Source organism: Poseidonibacter lekithochrous (genome assembly GCF_018861145.1).
Classification (GTDB): Bacteria; Campylobacterota; Campylobacteria; order Campylobacterales; family Arcobacteraceae; genus Poseidonibacter; species Poseidonibacter lekithochrous_A.
In genome coordinates this window covers 59,977-74,104 of sequence record NZ_JAHKQT010000041.1, presented here as the reverse complement: position 1 = coordinate 74,104, position 14,128 = coordinate 59,977, and the positions used below count along the sequence as shown (strand labels likewise).

Genomic DNA, 14,128 nt, shown 5'->3' with positions numbered 1-14,128 from the left:
ACACTCTTTAAAGCTAGTATTAGATAGAGTATATACATAAACGTTTTTACGTATACACTCATTGTCCTTCAAGGTGATCATTAGATTTGTGTCACCCATAATTTTCAAAATTTAAACTCTGCTATTGGCAAAAATACTTCGTCAATTAAACAAAATAGATTAACTCTTTAAAAAAGGCATAAATATGAATAATTTAAAAGTTGGAGTCATTGGGACTTCAAAAAAAGAAGATGAGCAACGATATCCTATCCATCCAGCTCATTTATCTAGAATTCCAGAAAAACTACGAAAACAATTAATATTTGAAGAAGGGTATGGTATACCATTTGGAATAACAGATGAACATATTGCTTCACAAACAGGAGGAATTGCCTCTAGGCATGAATTATTAAGTGAAATAGGTAGCGTTATTATTAATAAACCAGTCTTAGCTGATTTAGAAGAACTACGTATCGGTGGGATACTTTGGGGATATGTTCATTGTGTTCAACAAAGAGATATTACACAAATAGCAATTGATAGAAAACAAACACTTATTGCTTTTGAAGATATGTTTGTATGGTCTGATAACAGACAAGGTCGACATACCTTTTATAAAAACAATGAAATGGCTGGATATTGTGCAGTTAAGCATGCTTTGCAATTAAAAGGAATTGATGGACATTATGGAAATCAAAGAAAAGTTATAATTTTTGGTTTTGGAGCTGTAAGTAGGGGAGCTATATATGCTTTAAAAGCACATGGATTTAGAGATATAACTATATGTATTCAACGTAAAGATTGTGAAGTACGAGAAGAAGTATTAGATTGTCATTATGTAAGAATTCAAGCTGGCATAAATGATGAAGCTCGTATGATGGTTGTAGAACATGATGGTTCAAAAAGAGCCCTAACTGATTTAATCAGCCAATCTGATATTATTATAAATGGAATATTTCAAGATACTCAAAATCCAACAGATTTTATAAAAGAAGAAGAAAGTTATTCTTTAAAGCCTAATAGTCTTATTATTGATGTAAGTTGTGATGAAGGAATGGGCTTCTTTTTTGCAAAACCAACTACATTTAAAAAGCCTTTAATTAAATATAAAACTATTGATTATTACGCAGTTGATCATACTCCTAGTTACCTTTGGGAAAGTGCAACACGTTCAATATCAGGTGCATTGATTGTTTATTTATCAACTGTATTGGCAGGAAAAAATGCATGGCAAGAAAATGAAACAATTAGTAAAGCTATTAATATAGAAGATGGAATAATTCAAAATGATGCAATTTTATCATTTCAAAATCGTGAATTAGAGTATCCTCATAATTCAATTAAAAAAGAAGAACATATCTTTTCTAAAAGTATTGCATAATAAAGTAGCCATTAAATATATCTTTTAATGGCTACTTTTATATAAAAGTTAAAATAGATATATTTATAAAAGTTTCCATCCATAAAAACTAGTAATAGCAATAGTATAAATAGCAAGTATATAAACATTAATTTGCTTTCCCGAAAGTTTAGGTGTTTTTATTTCAGATACATTTAATATTGCAAGTACTGTCGTACTAATATAAAGAATAATTGTAAATATACCTTCACTAAAAAAGCTTTCAAATATAAATATAAAAACAAGTATTATACTGTTGTTATCAAGTGCTAGTCCCGTATATTTTGAATTAGATAGCCCAAAAGTAGAGAAATAACTTAAACGTATAGCACTAGTAGCTAGTATAATAAAAGCTCCAAGTAGAAATATAGGTTCAAATTTTCCATAACTCATTAGAAGAATAGCAGGAGTAACTCCATAACTAATTATATCTATTAAAACATCAAGTTGTCCTCCAAAAGCACTGTCTGTACCTGTCCTTCCTTTCATTCTTCTAGCAACAAGACCATCTGCCCAGTCAAAACCTACTGCCCAAATCATTCCAATCATTGCGGCATAATAAATACCTTGAATACTAAAGTAAATTGCTAATAAAGTACAAGCTAATCCAGCAAGTGAAAATAAGTTTGGAAGATCCTTCACAAAAGAAATTATAGTAGGTTGTTTTTTATTATCTGTAGTCATAATTTACCTTATTGTATTTTTGTTTTATATCATTTATTTTTAGAACCTTATATAATAGCTGTTTCAATATTTCTACCTTTATGAAATTGTGCAATGACTTTTTGTTTTATTTTAGTAGATGATGTTCTTGGATTATAAACTACTTGAACAACTTTTTTACCCATTTTTTTTAAATAATCTTCCACTTCAATATTGTGAGCTTTATTTCCCCAATCTCCACCTATTACAAAAATATCTACATTTAACTCTTTACATGCTGTTACATATTCAAGTTCATAATATGGACGAACAATATCAACACAACTTAAAGCTTTTAACATCTCTTCTCTTTCTTCTAGTGCAATAACAGGGACATTTGGCTTATACGAATTTACAACGCTATCTGAAGCAACACCAACTGCCACAACATTTCCTAATGTTTTACAATATTCTAATAGAGCAATATGCCCAACATGTAATAAATCAAATGTACCTACTGTATAAATTACCATTTTTTCTCCAATATATTAAGACTTATAGTCTAGTTTAAATTTTTTATTAAATGAATTTATATTCTCAAAATCAGTTTCTCTCAATATTTTATTTCTTTGTTTTACTTTTTATATGCGAATAGTAATGTCCTTAGTGTAAATACATCAGTTAAGGATAAAAAGTGTATTGGAAAAAGCTTAACAAAAATCTGTTAATGTTAATTTGAGTAGATCTAAGCTTTGTATGTAGTTAATGAGTGGTTAATATGTTTTTAACGGATTATAAAAACGCAGTTAAATACAGATCGAGTATTATGATGCTAGATACAGTATATCACAATAATATATACTAATTTGAATTTTCTAATCTAACATCTTATAAATAAGTTTTTTGAAAATAGTTTGTTCATTTTTATTTAACTTAGAGAAGTATTCATCTTCAAAAGATAAAATATCTTTTAGAGCTTTTAATGTTATTTCTATACCTAACTGTGTTATTTGAACTAAGTTACTTCTTTTATCTAATTTATTTTCTATTCTAATTATAAATTTTTTATTTTCAAGTTTTTTTAAGAGTTTTGTCATTCCTCCTGATGAAAATACCATTAAGTCGTATAACTGTGTTGGACTCATCGTAAAATCATCTCCACCTTCATAGTATAAAGAAAATAATACGTCTAGTTCACTTTGGTTAATATTGAACTCTTTTAATATTAAATCTTCACCATCATCATATATTTTCTTATGGAGCATAAAAAAAGGTACTGATAATTGCATTGTATCTTTAAATATCTGAGGAGTTAATTTTTTTACATTTTCTAAGTTTGATTCAAATTGTTTTATATTCATAATAAAATCATAGCATAATTAAGATTAGAATTTATCTTTCTAGGAAAGCAAAAATTAAGTAAATATGTAATATCTTTCTAAGAAAGTTATTAAAGAATTAAACTATAGAAAATATAGTTTAGATTACAAACAAATAAGAGGAAAGAATAAATGAGTTTTAAAGAACGTTGGATACATGCAATTATATATGAAATTATGCTAATTATAATTTTCACGTTTGTCCTTCAATATATTACAAGTCATGCTATGTCTAGGGTTTTAACTCTTGTTATTTTACTTTCAAGTATTGCTGTAGTATGGAATTTTATATTTAATTGGATTTTTGATAAATATGCAATAGGTGCTAGAGAAAAAAGAACTTTTAAGACACGTTTTATTCATGCAATACTTTTTGAGATTGGATTAATTTTACCTACAATTCCAGTTATTGCATATTTCCTAAAAATTGCTTTATTAGAAGCATTTATTATGGATATAGGTTTTATTGTATTTGTTTTGATTTTTACTATTATTTACAATTATATTTATGATAGAGCAAGATTGTATTTTATATCTATTGAAAGTTTAAATAAATAATCTTTTAAAGAGTAGGGAAAGTATCAACTACTCTTTATTTGTTAATAAATTTGTCATTTGTTTGATATTATTAATTTCATTTCCAATATTTAATGTTGACTCTTTTGATGAAGCAGCCAATTTTTTAACTTCAGTAGCAACAATAGCAAATCCTCTTCCAAACTCTTTTTCCAAACTCTTTTGCTTTAGAAGCTTCAATTGTCGCATTTATAGCTAATAGATTTGTTTGCATAGAAATTTTATCATTCTCTTTTACTAAATCTGTAATTAAGCTATTTTTTTCATTTAATTCTTCGATTGTATGAGAGAATTCATCTATAGCACTTGACATATTATTTATTAAATCAAATAACTCTTGAACTAAGGTTATAACACTTGTATTCTCTTTGGATGCTAATTTTGAAGAATCTAAAGAAGCATCAGACATAGTTTGTATCTCATTTGAGTGATTAATAAAAGTATTTACTAATTGTTCAATATTTTCAACCTCTGATAGTCTTGTTTTAGAAGCACTATTTACATTCATTTAAATTTAATTTATCAAAAATTTCTGCTTTTTGTCTTAATTAGTATAGTTCTGTAGAGTCTATTTCTTCTATTGCCATTTTATCCTTAGGTTAACTTATTTTCCATTGTGTTTTTTCATTACACATATCACAAAATGGTATTGTTTCATTTTTTTTGATTTCTAAATAGTTATTGCAGTTTTTACATTTTAAAACTGTATCTTGAAATGCTTTTTCTCCAACATGAAAACTTAATTTCATTGTGATAGCTGTATACATGGATACACTAAAAGGAACAATAAATGTTAGAAAAAATTTATAATAGTTTATTTTTTCAAAAGCTAAGATAAATATCTTATCGCCTTGATTAATTAGATTTAAAATAATTCCAACAATCAAAGCAATCTTTATAGCTTTTATTAATAGGGATTTTCTAGAAGCAATAGAAATTATTAATTGTAGTTTATTCAAAATATATCCTGTTTTTATAACTAATTTAATTGTATCATTAAATTATTTAGTAAGTGTGTAGGATATAATAGTTGATTTATCGATTTATTTCAAGTGCTTCATCTACAACAATATAAGAACCCATTCCAAATAATATTGAGCTAGATAGTCTTTCTTGAATGATTTGAGCTTTTTTATTTTTTGTGTTTCTCCTAGGATCTTTAATAATTCTATTATTTTTATAGTCAAATCCCACTTTTCTTATAACAACTTTTTTTATTAAATTTAAATAAACATTTAAATTGTCTATTTTATATACTATCTATCTATTTAAATTATTCACTATTTTTTATATACTTAATCTAATGAAAACATATTAGAGGTATTTACCTCATTTAAATAAACTACAAAGGTAGCTAGGGTTCCGGTCTTTTAAAGATGTCTGGTCCAAGAGCAACCGACTCTTAAATAGAGTTACACGGAGGGATAAAAGCCCGGGAGGTTAATACCTCTATGTGTTTCAAATTCTATTTAGGAGAAATCTGATGAAATCATCTATTTTTACAAAATTTACTAAAGTGCTGTCACTGTCTGTTCTTACACTAGGATTAACTACAAGTTCTCTTCATGCTGAAACAAAAAAAGACTTTAAAGTTGCATGGAGTATTTATGTTGGTTGGATGCCTTGGGATGTAATAGCTTCAGAAAAAATTATTGATAAATGGGCTACTAAATATGGAATTAATATTGATCTTGTTCAAATTAACGATTATATTGAATCAATTAATCAATACTCAGCAGGGCAATTTGATGGTGCAGCTATGGTTAATATTGATGCATTAAGTATTCCAGCTGCAAGTGGAGTTGATTCAACTGTTTTAATTATGGGGGATTACTCAAATGGAAATGATGTAATTATTTCTAAAACTGCAAATGATGTGAAAGATTTAAAAGGCTCAACTCTTAACCTTCTTGAACTTTCTGTTTCTCATTATTTCTTAGCTAGAACTTTAGAAAAAAATGGTCTAAGTGAAAGAGATATTTCAATTGTAAATACAAGTGATGCGGATATTGTATCTGCATATACAACTGCTGATGTTCAAAATGTTGTTGCATGGAAACCACAAGTTAGTGAAATAATGAAAATGGACAATGCAAAAAATATTTATGATAGTAGTAAAATTCCAGGTGAGATAATGGATATGTTGGTTGTAAATACTCAAACTTTAAAAGATAATCCTAATTTTGGTAAAGCAATGGTAGGTGCTTGGTATGAAATGATGGGGATTATGACGAGTAATAGTGAAAAATCAAAAAAATATAAAACTTTTATGGCTATGAATAGTGGTACAGATTTAGCAGGATTTAATGATCAATTAAAAACAACTCATATGTATTATGATGCAAAAAAAGCTGTAGAATTTGTTCAAAGTCCTGAAATTATAAAAACAATGAAGTTTATTTCAAAATTTAGTTTTGACCATGGTTTATATGGTGATGGAGCTAGTGATGAGAATTTTGTTGGAATAGAATTTCCAAATGGAAAAACAATCGGTGATAAAGGTAATATCAAATTAAGATTTGATGATACATATATGAAAATGGCAGCTGAAAGTTCACTTTAATTAAATGAATAAAAATATAGGATTATAATATGAAAATAAAAGATTTGATAGAAAAAATTGGTAATAAAGATAATGGTGGTGTACCAAATTGGATGATGGGATATTTTAAAAGAAGAACAATATCTTTTTTTAATGGTCAGAGTGATAATACTACAGATGTATGTTGGATACAAAGTAAAAACTTCACTATTGATTTAAGATTACCTAAAAATCCGGTTAAAAATAAAGATGTAAATAAATACTCAATTCGTGACTTAGATGAAGTTGCAAACTATGAAGGATGGGTTGCTGATTCAATATATGATGGAGAAAAGCTATCCTGGTCAGGAGGTGTTTCATATCTCAATCATAATAAATGGCCGGAACCAGCATTTTTAAAAAAAGTTGGAAATTGTATGTTAGAGTTTTCTCCTAGTGATGTATATGTGGAAGATTGGAGACTTCAAAATCACAAAAAAGGTCCATTAATAGGATTAGAGTTGGTTGAGGAAACTAATCTAACTACAAATATGGTAACAAGAAAAGGTGGAGGTCTAATTATTAGTGCAGAATTTGCTGCTATTTGTTTAGGTAGAGAACCAAAAGTCGATGAAAGTTTTCAGAATCAAGAAAAATCTTTAGAAGAGATACTTCTTGATGAAAATACTATTATTAAAGAAAAAGAAGAAATATTAAAATTTGAAACATCAGTTGCAAAAGGTGATTTAGAGAGTGGTTATACAATATATTTATCTACAAGTCCAAATAGAAATGACAAAGAGTTATTTCTATTAGATGGTTATGAATACGATGAAAAAAATAATCAAATTATACAAACATTTACAGATCATCATCAAATGTATAAACGAGTTTACACTATAGATTTTATAGATTTAGAATTTGATTTTGCAACACAAACTAATACAACTGATGAAGCTAAAGCTTGGTTTGAACAAGAAAAAAGAACATTAAACAGACATTTAGAAATATTAAAATAAAAAAGAGAGGATAAATAATGACAACAACAGCACAAACAGATTTTAAAAGTTTACCTATAGTAGATATTAATGGTCTTTTTTCAGAAGATTATGAACAAAGAAAACTAGTAGCAAAAGAGTTAGGAAAAGCTGCAAGAGATGTTGGTTTCTTATATATTAAAGGACATAATATTGATCCTGTTAAAATTAATAATTTAAAAAATATAGCAAAAGAATATTTTGCTCAAGATTATGATAAAAAAATGAAAGACTATATTGGAAATTCATCAAATCATAGTGGATATGTTCCTGAAGGTGAAGAGATATTTTACGGAGGTAAAAAAGATAAAAAAGAAGGGTATGATGTAAATATTGACTTTACTGAAGGTAAACAAATTCATCCTCTTGTTGGTGCAAATCAATGGCCTGAAAATGAAAAGTTTAAACTATTTGTAAAAGATTACTATTCTGAGATATTAGCTCTTGGAAAAGTTTTATTAAGAGGTTTTGCAATGGCTTTAAATATAGATGAAAACAGTTTTGATAAATTTATTACTAATCCTCCTAGTCAATTAAGGCTTCTACATTATCCTGCTAATCATGATGAGCAGAGTACTCAACAGGGAATAGGGGCACATACTGATTATGAATGTTTTACAATACTATTACCAACTGCACCAGGTCTTGAAGTTTTAAATGGAGCTGGAGAATGGATTGATGCTCCTTTAATTGAGGATGCATTTGTAATAAATATCGGTGATATGCTAGAAGTTTTAAGTAATGGAAATTTAATAGCGACCTCTCATAGAGTAAGAAAAGTTACAGAAGAGAGATACTCATTTCCTTTATTCTTTAGTTGTGATTATGAAACTATTATAAAACCTTTAGAAGGTGTGCAGCCACGATTTAAAGATAAAAAATATGAACAGCTTTCTTGTGGTGATCATCTTTATGCTCAAACTATTAATACATTTAAATATTTAAAAGATAAATTAAAAAATGGAGAAATTACTTTACCAGATGGTTCTAAAGACATAGCGCATTTCGGAGAGTTTAAATATAAGTAAGAAATGATTGTATTTAAGTACTTTTATAAATAAAAATAGGGGGGACAATTAAATGTCAATTATTACAGCATGGATTTTTTTATCTTTTGCTGGTTTACTAGAAGCTTTGTGGGCTGTAAGTCTTAAATTAAGTGAAGGATTTACTAAAGTAATACCTACAATAATGGTTATAATTTTAACTGTTCTAATTTTTTATATCCTCGCAAAAGTAATGAAAGTTCTTCCAACTAGTATTGCATATGCTGCATGGACTGGAATTTCAATTATTTGTGTTACCGCTATAGAATATTCTTTTTTTAGTTTGGAAATGTCTTGGATAAAAATATTTTCTATTATTCTGATTATTATTGGTATTATTGGATTAAAATAAATTTTTACTCTTACTTTATCTCAAAATAAATATTCAAATTTTTATAAAAACAACACAGTAACAAAGATAACTCTAATCTTTGTTACTTGTACTAACAGTAACTATTAAAAGTAAAATACAACATTGTATAAAAAATATACAAAAATAGTGTTTACATCAATACTTATTTATATTACAATATTATCAAGAAAACATACTAGAGGCATTAGCCTCACTTAAATAAACTACTAGGTAGCTAGGGTTCCGGTCTTTTAAAGATGTCTGGTCCGAGAGCAACCGACTCTTAGATAGAGTTACACGGAGGGATAAAAGCCCGGGAGGTTAATACCTCTATGTGTTTCAAATTCTATTTAGGAGAAATAAGATGAAATCATCTATATTCACAAAACTTACAAAACTACTGTCCTTGCCTGTTCTAATATTGGGATTAACTTCAAGTTCTCTATATGCAGAAACAAAAAAAGATTTTAAAGTTGCATGGAGTATTTATGCAGGTTGGATGCCATGGTATACAATAGATTCAGAAAAGATTATTGATAAATGGGCGAAGAAATATGGCATCAATATTGATGTAGTTCAAGTCAATGATTATGTTGAAGCTATAAATCAATACACAGCTGGTGGATTTGATGCTTGTACAATGGCAAATACTGATGCTTTAAGTATTCCGGCTGTTGGCGGTGTAGACTCTACTGCTTTAATAGTAACAGATTATTCAAATGGTAATGACATGATTATTTCAAAAGATGCAAAAACTATGCAGGATTTAAAAGGTACAAAATTAAATCTTATTGAACTTTCAATTTCTCATTATTTCTTAGCTAGAGCTTTAGAAAATAGTGGAATGTCTGAGAGAGATATTTCTATAGTAAATACAAGTGATGCCGATATAGTTTCAGCATATACGACACCTCAGATTTCAACAGTTGTAACATGGAAGCCAATGGTGAATGATATTTTAGCTATGCCAAATACAAATATTTTGTATGATAGTTCAAAAATGCCAGAAGAATTGTTAGCTTTTCTATTTGTACCGACAGAAACATTAGAAGATAATCCAGCATTTGCTAAAGCTCTAGTTGGAGCATGGTATGAAATGATGTCTCTTATGAATGGAAATACTACTAAAGCAAAAGAACTCAAAACTATCATGGGGAATGCATCTGGAACTGATTTAAATGGATATGAAAATCAACTTAGTACTACAAATATGTATTATAAACCTGAGACAGCAATAGAGTTTATAAATTCAAAAAAACTTATAGAAACTATGGAGTTTGTAGCTAAATTTTCATTTGACCATGGTTTATATGGAGAAGGTGCAAATGATTACGGTTTTGTTGGTATGCAGTTTCCAAATGGAAAAGTAATTGGAAATAAAAAAAATATAAAATTAAGATTTGATGACACATATGTAAAGATGGCCGTAGAAGGTAAATTATAACTAGAATAAGGATTGAACATGAAAAGATTAATTAACCAAGTCCCATCAAAACCAATAAATTTATTTCTAGGATTATTACCTTTTTTATTGATTGTAATACTTTATGTTAGTAGTTCTACTGATAGATTAGCACAAAACCCTAATGATAAACTTTTACCTTCAATAGAAAAGAGTATACATTCTATGAGTAAGATGGCTTTTGAACCAAGTAAAAGAAGTGGTGAATATATCCTCCTAAATGACACAATATCAAGTTTAAAAAGACTTGCTATGGGTGTAGTTATTAGTGCTGTATTTGCTTTATGTGTAGGTATTGCTATTGGAATTATTCCATTTATGACATCAACTTTATCTCCTTTGATATGGTTTATTTCACTTATTCCAACGATGGCAATGTTACCAATTTTATTTATTGTTTTTGGCCTAGGAGAAGTTTCAAAAGTTGTACTTATTATCTTAGGTGTTGCTCCTATTATAACAAGAGAAATTTATCAAAGAGTAAAAGAAATACCAAGTGAGCAAATTATTAAAGTACAAACATTAGGTGCAAATACTTGGCAGATAATTACTAGGGTTATAACACCTCAAATTTTACCAAGACTTATAGATTCAATGAGACTTACTTTAGGAACAGCTTGGATTTTCTTAATCTCAGCAGAAGCAATTGCAGCAACTGAAGGTTTAGGTTATCGAATATTCTTAGTAAGACGTTATCTTGCAATGGATGTGATTTTACCTTATGTATTATGGATTACATTTTTAGCATTTGTAATTGATTATATTTTAAGACAATTCAATCAAAGATTATTTCCTTGGTTTGGTAAGGAGTAAAGATGAGTTTAGTAAAAGCAAAAAATATTTGGAAAATTTATGGTGAAGATATCATTTTAGAAAATGTTAATTTTACGATGAAAGAAGGGGAGTTCTGTACTCTTGTTGGACCTTCAGGTTGTGGTAAAACTACATTTTTAAGAATGCTTTTAGGAGTAGAAAATCCAACAAAAGGTGAATTGTTTTTTGAAGGAAATGATTATCCTCAAGAACCAAGTGATGAAAGAGGAATTGTATTTCAAAGATATTCTACATTAAGTCATTTAAATGTAATTGACAATGTTGTAATTGGATTAGAATTTGAAAAATCTAAATTCTTTGGAAAACTTTTTGGAAAAGAAAAAAAAGAAGCTTATGTAAAAGCACATGAAATTTTAAAAGCAGTTGGTCTAGATGATTCTAGTACTAAATATCCTCATGAATTAAGTGGTGGAATGAAACAAAGGTTATCTATTGCACAGTCATTAGTAAAAGAACCAAAACTTTTATTACTAGATGAACCTTTTGGAGCTTTAGATCCAGGAATTAGTAAGGATATGCATGAATTACTTTTAGATATTCATGCAAAACTAAATTTTGGAGTTGTAATGGTGACTCATGATATTAGTGAGGCATTTAAATTAGGTACTAGAGTTTTAGTATTTGATAAAGTAAAAACAGATAAAGATTACCCAAATAGATTTGGGTCAACAATTATAAATGATATTGATGCAAGTAAAAAAGGAAAAAATAATGAGAAGTGAAAAAATAGTATTAAATGAAATTTTATATTCAAGTGTAAAATGGTCAAAAAGAATAAAAAGAGGACAAACAATTCAACTAAAAGCTTTAGCTGATAATTCAAGTTTGAGTGCAATGTTTTATAACTCTTCAAATGTTGCAGAGAGATTTAATAGTGCAGATACAGTAAAAGTTCAATGGAATGCTTTTTTAGGAAAAGATAAAGTTTTACTTTCTGAAATGGGAAGAGTTTTATTTGCTATTACAGAAGATACAACGGATGGGTTATTTGATATTTTAGGTGGTATTAGTAATCCTCGAATTGTTAAAGAAAACTTTGAAGGTGATGCAACTTATGAAAGCTGTAGAAATGGATATTTTAAATCAGATAGAGAAAACTTTTTAATAGAAATTGGTAAATATGGAATGGGTAAAAAAGATATGATTCCCGCTTTAAACTTATTTAGAAAAGTGGATGTAAAAGAAGGTTCAAGATTAGAATTAAATCCAAGATGTGCAAAAAAAGATGATGTTATTGAATTAACAGCTCATATGGATGTGCTTCTTGTTTTATCAAATACTCCTCATTCAATGGATAAAGGAACTTATAATCCAAGTGATGTAGAAATTACAATCTTTGATAGTGTGGATTATAAAGATGAAGATTATGTGAACTTTTCTGATGAAGCTAAAAGAGGCTTTCAAAATACAAATAGATACTTTGCGTAAGGATTAAAAGATGTCAAAAAATATTGAAAATATAATTTATAATGAAAAAATTTTATCAGGTCTTCCATGGTCTGGAGTTGTTAAAAAAGGTCAAAGATTTAGAATAGTGGATTTAGAAGGTTGTCAAGCTGTTGATACACTTTTTTATAATAATAATAACTTTAGTGAAAGATACAGTCCAACTGATACTATAAGAGAACAAGGAAGTATTTTTATTACAACAGGTACTAAATTAATATCTAGTGATGATAATGTATTAATGGAAATAGTTGAAGATACATGTGGAAATCACGATACTTTAGGTGGACATTGTAGTGCTGAGAGTAATTCTGTTAGATTTGGTTTAGATAAAAGATATATGCACTCTTGTAGAGACAATTATTTAACTCTAATTGGTGAATTAGAAATGAATCCAAAAGATATTACAAATAATATTAACTTTTTTATGAATGTACCTGTTGAAGAAGATGGACATTTAGCAATTGTAGATGGAATATCAGGAAAAGGTGATTATGTTGAAATGGTTGCACTTATGGATACTTTAGTATTAATTTCAAATTGTCCTCAACTTAACAATCCTTGTAATGGCTATAACCCAACACCAATTCAATTAATGATTTGGGATAAATAGAACAAAATATTTTAGAAGGAAATATAATGACTCAAGTAAAGAAATTTTGGCCAATTTTAACAGGAACACATCGTTATGAAAAAACACTTTCAACGCGTAATATTGGACATGGAGTAATTATTGAGGCACCGATATTAGCTTATTTAATCGAGACAAAAAATGGTCGTATTTTATATGATGTTGGTTGTGATTATAAAAAGATAAAAGATATTGAAAAACGTAAGAATTTTTATGAGCATGATGGTTTTCCTTTTGGTCCTCCTTCTATGACAAAGGAACAACATCTACCTAATCGTTTATCTCAACTTGGACTTCAAAGTAAAGATATTGATATTGTGATTTGTAGTCATTTACATTTTGATCATGCAGGAGGACTTTGTGAAGTATGTAACGCAGAAATTCATGTACATAAAAAAGAGTTAGAAGCTGCAAAAGCTTTATCTGATGAAGCATATTTTAAAGAAGATTTTATGGGTTCATATAATTGGAAAGTATTTGATAGCGATTATGATCTAATATCAGGAGTACGAGCCATAGAAACGCCAGGTCATACAGCTGGACATATGTCTTTATTAATTGAATTACCAAAAGGTAAACCTATTTTATTAGCAGGTGATGCGGCTGATTTAAGTGAAAATATTGAAAAAGAAATTGCTCCTGGACTTTGTTGGAAAAATGATGAATCTATGGCAATACAAAGTATTAAGAAATTAAAGAAATTAGCTTTAGAAACAGGTGCTGAAATATGGCCAAACCATGATATGTCATTTTTTGAATCTAAAAATTGTTTTCCAAAGTACCTATCATAAAATTAAAAAATAGGTATTTACTATCTTATAAGA

At 28.1% G+C, this 14,128-nt stretch carries 19 protein-coding genes and 2 riboswitches; of the genes, 12 read left to right on the top strand and 7 right to left on the bottom strand.

Annotated elements, in window-relative coordinates:
* Nucleotides 1-184: 184 nt before the first annotated feature.
* Complete coding sequence (locus tag KO488_RS13860; RefSeq protein ID WP_216059406.1) at nt 185-1,360, top strand: N(5)-(carboxyethyl)ornithine synthase; 1,176 nt, start codon at nt 185-187, stop codon at nt 1,358-1,360.
* Between the two features lie 63 nt (nt 1,361-1,423).
* On the opposite strand, the gene KO488_RS13855 is transcribed toward KO488_RS13860, so the two are convergent.
* The 3 genes from KO488_RS13855 to KO488_RS13845 all read right to left on the bottom strand — a co-directional run bounded on the left by KO488_RS13855 (nt 1,424) and on the right by KO488_RS13845 (nt 3,381).
* Complete coding sequence (locus tag KO488_RS13855; RefSeq protein WP_216059405.1) at nt 1,424-2,062, bottom strand: CDP-alcohol phosphatidyltransferase family protein; 639 nt, start codon at nt 2,060-2,062, stop codon at nt 1,424-1,426.
* A gap of 47 nt (nt 2,063-2,109) precedes the next feature.
* Nucleotides 2,110-2,553: an adenylyltransferase/cytidyltransferase family protein gene (locus KO488_RS13850; RefSeq protein WP_216059404.1), complete on the bottom strand. Its 444-nt coding sequence runs from the start codon at nt 2,551-2,553 to the stop codon at nt 2,110-2,112.
* A gap of 342 nt (nt 2,554-2,895) precedes the next feature.
* Nucleotides 2,896-3,381 carry a MarR family winged helix-turn-helix transcriptional regulator gene (locus KO488_RS13845; protein WP_216059403.1) on the bottom strand — a complete coding sequence of 162 codons (486 nt, stop codon included), beginning with the start codon at nt 3,379-3,381 and terminating at the stop codon, nt 2,896-2,898.
* A gap of 150 nt (nt 3,382-3,531) precedes the next feature.
* On the opposite strand from KO488_RS13845, the gene KO488_RS13840 reads away from it, so the two are divergent.
* A complete protein-coding gene (locus tag KO488_RS13840; RefSeq protein ID WP_216059402.1) occupies nt 3,532-3,957 on the top strand; it encodes a PACE efflux transporter in 426 nt (141 codons plus the stop codon).
* 27 nt (nt 3,958-3,984) lie between these two features.
* On the opposite strand, the gene KO488_RS13835 is transcribed toward KO488_RS13840, so the two are convergent.
* From KO488_RS13835 to KO488_RS13820, 4 genes are all read right to left on the bottom strand, one after another.
* Nucleotides 3,985-4,131: a methyl-accepting chemotaxis protein gene (locus tag KO488_RS13835; protein ID WP_216059401.1), complete on the bottom strand. Its 147-nt coding sequence runs from the start codon at nt 4,129-4,131 to the stop codon at nt 3,985-3,987.
* Nucleotides 4,088-4,483, bottom strand: a complete 396-nt coding sequence (locus tag KO488_RS13830; protein WP_216059400.1) for a methyl-accepting chemotaxis protein — start codon at nt 4,481-4,483, stop codon at nt 4,088-4,090. The genes KO488_RS13835 and KO488_RS13830 overlap by 44 nt, the downstream gene beginning before the upstream one ends.
* Before the next feature lie 91 nt (nt 4,484-4,574).
* Nucleotides 4,575-4,934: a nitrate/nitrite transporter NrtS gene (nrtS, locus tag KO488_RS13825; protein ID WP_216059399.1), complete on the bottom strand. Its 360-nt coding sequence runs from the start codon at nt 4,932-4,934 to the stop codon at nt 4,575-4,577.
* 76 nt (nt 4,935-5,010) lie between these two features.
* Entirely contained in the window at nt 5,011-5,169 is a 159-nt protein-coding gene (locus tag KO488_RS13820; protein ID WP_216059398.1) for a hypothetical protein, read from the bottom strand.
* A gap of 149 nt (nt 5,170-5,318) precedes the next feature.
* Nucleotides 5,319-5,416: riboswitch (guanidine-I (ykkC/yxkD leader) on the top strand.
* A 42-nt stretch (nt 5,417-5,458) separates the two neighbouring features.
* On the opposite strand from KO488_RS13820, the gene KO488_RS13815 reads away from it, so the two are divergent.
* From KO488_RS13815 to KO488_RS13770, 10 genes are all read left to right on the top strand, one after another.
* Nucleotides 5,459-6,538 carry a putative urea ABC transporter substrate-binding protein gene (locus tag KO488_RS13815; RefSeq protein WP_216059397.1) on the top strand — a complete coding sequence of 360 codons (1,080 nt, stop codon included), beginning with the start codon at nt 5,459-5,461 and terminating at the stop codon, nt 6,536-6,538.
* A 29-nt stretch (nt 6,539-6,567) separates the two neighbouring features.
* On the top strand, nt 6,568-7,515 hold the full coding sequence (locus KO488_RS13810; protein ID WP_216059396.1) for a hypothetical protein: 948 nt from the start codon (nt 6,568-6,570) through the stop codon (nt 7,513-7,515).
* A gap of 17 nt (nt 7,516-7,532) precedes the next feature.
* Nucleotides 7,533-8,561 (top strand): isopenicillin N synthase family dioxygenase, encoded by a 1,029-nt coding sequence (locus tag KO488_RS13805; RefSeq protein ID WP_216059395.1) that lies wholly within the window; start codon nt 7,533-7,535, stop codon nt 8,559-8,561.
* Between the two features lie 52 nt (nt 8,562-8,613).
* Nucleotides 8,614-8,931, top strand: coding sequence for a DMT family transporter (locus KO488_RS13800; RefSeq protein WP_216059394.1), 318 nt, complete (start codon nt 8,614-8,616; stop codon nt 8,929-8,931).
* Nucleotides 8,932-9,155: 224 nt separating this feature from the next.
* A riboswitch (guanidine-I (ykkC/yxkD leader) is annotated at nt 9,156-9,253 on the top strand.
* Nucleotides 9,254-9,295: 42 nt separating this feature from the next.
* Entirely contained in the window at nt 9,296-10,375 is a 1,080-nt protein-coding gene (locus tag KO488_RS13795; RefSeq protein ID WP_216059393.1) for a putative urea ABC transporter substrate-binding protein, read from the top strand.
* A gap of 18 nt (nt 10,376-10,393) precedes the next feature.
* On the top strand, nt 10,394-11,206 hold the full coding sequence (locus KO488_RS13790) for an ABC transporter permease (RefSeq protein ID WP_216059392.1): 813 nt from the start codon (nt 10,394-10,396) through the stop codon (nt 11,204-11,206).
* A 2-nt stretch (nt 11,207-11,208) separates the two neighbouring features.
* Entirely contained in the window at nt 11,209-11,949 is a 741-nt protein-coding gene (locus tag KO488_RS13785) for an ABC transporter ATP-binding protein (RefSeq protein WP_216059391.1), read from the top strand.
* Complete coding sequence (locus KO488_RS13780; protein WP_216059390.1) at nt 11,939-12,655, top strand: urea amidolyase associated protein UAAP1; 717 nt, start codon at nt 11,939-11,941, stop codon at nt 12,653-12,655. The genes KO488_RS13785 and KO488_RS13780 overlap by 11 nt, the downstream gene beginning before the upstream one ends.
* A gap of 10 nt (nt 12,656-12,665) precedes the next feature.
* Complete coding sequence (locus tag KO488_RS13775) at nt 12,666-13,286, top strand: urea amidolyase associated protein UAAP2 (protein WP_216059389.1); 621 nt, start codon at nt 12,666-12,668, stop codon at nt 13,284-13,286.
* A gap of 26 nt (nt 13,287-13,312) precedes the next feature.
* The gene (locus KO488_RS13770) at nt 13,313-14,095 is read left to right on the top strand and encodes an N-acyl homoserine lactonase family protein (protein ID WP_216059388.1); all 783 of its coding nucleotides are present in this window, start codon (nt 13,313-13,315) and stop codon (nt 14,093-14,095) included.
* Nucleotides 14,096-14,128: the final 33 nt, after the last annotated feature.

Coding starts and splice junctions, on each gene's coding strand:
- KO488_RS13860 (WP_216059406.1), top strand. CDS start 185: ATGAATAATTTAAAAGTTGGAGTCATTGGGACTTCAAAAAAAGAAGAT.
- KO488_RS13855 (WP_216059405.1), bottom strand. CDS start 2,062: ATGACTACAGATAATAAAAAACAACCTACTATAATTTCTTTTGTGAAG.
- KO488_RS13850 (WP_216059404.1), bottom strand. CDS start 2,553: ATGGTAATTTATACAGTAGGTACATTTGATTTATTACATGTTGGGCAT.
- KO488_RS13845 (WP_216059403.1), bottom strand. CDS start 3,381: ATGAATATAAAACAATTTGAATCAAACTTAGAAAATGTAAAAAAATTA.
- KO488_RS13840 (WP_216059402.1), top strand. CDS start 3,532: ATGAGTTTTAAAGAACGTTGGATACATGCAATTATATATGAAATTATG.
- KO488_RS13830 (WP_216059400.1), bottom strand. CDS start 4,483: ATGAATGTAAATAGTGCTTCTAAAACAAGACTATCAGAGGTTGAAAAT.
- KO488_RS13815 (WP_216059397.1), top strand. CDS start 5,459: ATGAAATCATCTATTTTTACAAAATTTACTAAAGTGCTGTCACTGTCT.
- KO488_RS13810 (WP_216059396.1), top strand. CDS start 6,568: ATGAAAATAAAAGATTTGATAGAAAAAATTGGTAATAAAGATAATGGT.
- KO488_RS13805 (WP_216059395.1), top strand. CDS start 7,533: ATGACAACAACAGCACAAACAGATTTTAAAAGTTTACCTATAGTAGAT.
- KO488_RS13800 (WP_216059394.1), top strand. CDS start 8,614: ATGTCAATTATTACAGCATGGATTTTTTTATCTTTTGCTGGTTTACTA.
- KO488_RS13795 (WP_216059393.1), top strand. CDS start 9,296: ATGAAATCATCTATATTCACAAAACTTACAAAACTACTGTCCTTGCCT.
- KO488_RS13790 (WP_216059392.1), top strand. CDS start 10,394: ATGAAAAGATTAATTAACCAAGTCCCATCAAAACCAATAAATTTATTT.
- KO488_RS13785 (WP_216059391.1), top strand. CDS start 11,209: ATGAGTTTAGTAAAAGCAAAAAATATTTGGAAAATTTATGGTGAAGAT.
- KO488_RS13780 (WP_216059390.1), top strand. CDS start 11,939: ATGAGAAGTGAAAAAATAGTATTAAATGAAATTTTATATTCAAGTGTA.
- KO488_RS13775 (WP_216059389.1), top strand. CDS start 12,666: ATGTCAAAAAATATTGAAAATATAATTTATAATGAAAAAATTTTATCA.
- KO488_RS13770 (WP_216059388.1), top strand. CDS start 13,313: ATGACTCAAGTAAAGAAATTTTGGCCAATTTTAACAGGAACACATCGT.